At 70.6% G+C, this 1873-nt stretch carries 1 protein-coding gene; it reads right to left on the bottom strand.

The features are described from left to right. Window positions 1–143: 143 nt before the first annotated feature. Window positions 144–1799, bottom strand: coding sequence for a urocanate hydratase (gene hutU, locus ACFV9G_RS29780; protein ID WP_378733082.1), 1656 nt, complete (start codon window positions 1797–1799; stop codon window positions 144–146). Window positions 1800–1873 lie beyond the last annotated feature (74 nt).

The raw sequence follows: 1873 nt of genomic DNA on the forward strand, positions 1-1873 counted from the left end.
TCGTTTCGCGGTGGCTGATGTGTTGGTCTCGACACGCCTCCGCCTAGCGGCTCCGGCGGCTCGACCAGCGGGGAAACCGCTGGTCGAGCCGTGAGGCCGGCCACGGCCGAGCGTGTCGAGACCACCACAGTCGTCTGCCTGCGTCAGGCGTCGAGCATCGGGACGTTGAGGCCACGCTCGCGGGCGACATCGCGCGCGTGCTCGTAGCCGGCGTCCACGTGGCGCATGACGCCGGTTCCGGGGTCGTTGGTCAGCACCCGCTCGATCTTCTCCGCGGCGAGCGGAGTGCCGTCGGCGACGCAGACCTGGCCCGCGTGGATGGAGCGGCCGATGCCGACGCCGCCGCCGTGGTGGATGCTCACCCAGCTCGCGCCGGACGCGGTGTTGAGCAACGCGTTGAGCAGCGGCCAGTCGGCGATCGCGTCGGACCCGTCCTTCATCGCCTCCGTCTCGCGGTAGGGCGAGGCCACGGACCCGGAGTCGAGGTGGTCGCGGCCGATGACGACCGGCGCCGAGAGCTCCCCGGAGGCGACCATCTCGTTGAACTTCAACCCGGCGAGGTGGCGCTCCTTGTAGCCAAGCCAGCAGATCCGGGCAGGCAGGCCCTCGAAGTGCACCTTCTCGCCCGCCTGGGTGATCCAGCGCTTGAGGCCCTCGTTCTCGGGGAAGAGCTCGACGATCGCCCGGTCGGTCTTGGCGATGTCCTCGGGGTCACCCGAGAGCGCCGCCCAGCGGAACGGGCCCAGACCCTCCTCGAAGAGCGGCCGGATGTAGGCGGGGACGAAGCCGGGGAAGGCGAACGCGTCCGCGAACCCGCCCAGACGGGCTCCCTCGCGCAGCGAGTTGCCGTAGTCGAAGACCTCGGCGTCACGCGCCATGAAGCCGACCATCGCCTCGACGTGCTTGGCCATCGAGGCCTGCGCCTTCTCGGTGAAGTCGTCGGGGTCCTCCGCGGCGCGCGCGGCCCACTCCTCGACGGTGTACTCCAGCGGGAGGTAGGAGAGCGGGTCGTGCGCCGAGGTCTGGTCGGTGACGATGTCGACCTCGACCTCGCGCGCCAGGATCTCGGGGAAGACCGCGGCGCAGTTGCCGACGAGGCCGATGGAGCGCGGCGCACGCGACTTCTTGGCCTCCTCGGCCTGGGCCAGCGCGTCGTCGAGATCCGCGGCCACGGTGTCCATGTAGCCGTGGTCGACCCGGCGCTGGAGGCGGGCGGCGTCGACGTCGACGACGATCACGACGCCCTCGTTGAGCGTCACCGCGAGGGGCTGCGCACCGCCCATGCCGCCCGCGCCACCGGTCAGGGTCAGCGTCCCGGCCAGGGTCCCCTTGAAGCGCTTGCGCGCGATCGCGGCGAAGCACTCATACGTCCCCTGGAGGATGCCTTGGGTGCCGATGTAGATCCACGAGCCGGCGGTCATCTGGCCGTACATGGTCAGGCCGAGCGACTCCAGCCGCCGGAACTCCGGCCAGGTCGCCCAGTCGCCGACGAGGTTGGAGTTGGCGATCAGGACGCGCGGCGCCCACTCGTGGGTGCGGAAGACGCCGACCGGCTTGCCCGACTGCACCAGCAGCGTCTCGTCGGCCTCGAGCTCGTCGAGGGTGCGGACGATGGCGTCGTACGCCTCCCAGGACCGCGCGGCGCGGCCGGTGCCGCCGTAGACGACCAGGTCGTCGGGGCGCTCGGCCACCTCCGGGTCGAGGTTGTTCATCAGCATGCGCTTGGCGGCCTCGGTCTGCCAGTTCTTGGCGGTGATCTCGGGGCCGTGCGGTGCGCGGACAGTGCGTGGTTCGCTCATGTGGTCCATCTCACCTCATCGCGGGATCGGGCGTAAGACCGGCCCGGCGAAAAGCATGTTCTGGGGGTGGGCAT

The sequence above is a fragment of the Nocardioides sp. NPDC059952 genome, from assembly GCF_042730435.1.
In the GTDB taxonomy this organism is placed as follows: domain Bacteria; phylum Actinomycetota; class Actinomycetes; order Propionibacteriales; family Nocardioidaceae; genus Nocardioides.

What these genes read in the sequence shown, in the direction of transcription:
- hutU (WP_378733082.1), bottom strand. Translation starts at nt 1,799, where the DNA reads ATGAGCGAACCACGCACTGTCCGCGCACCGCACGGCCCCGAGATCACC.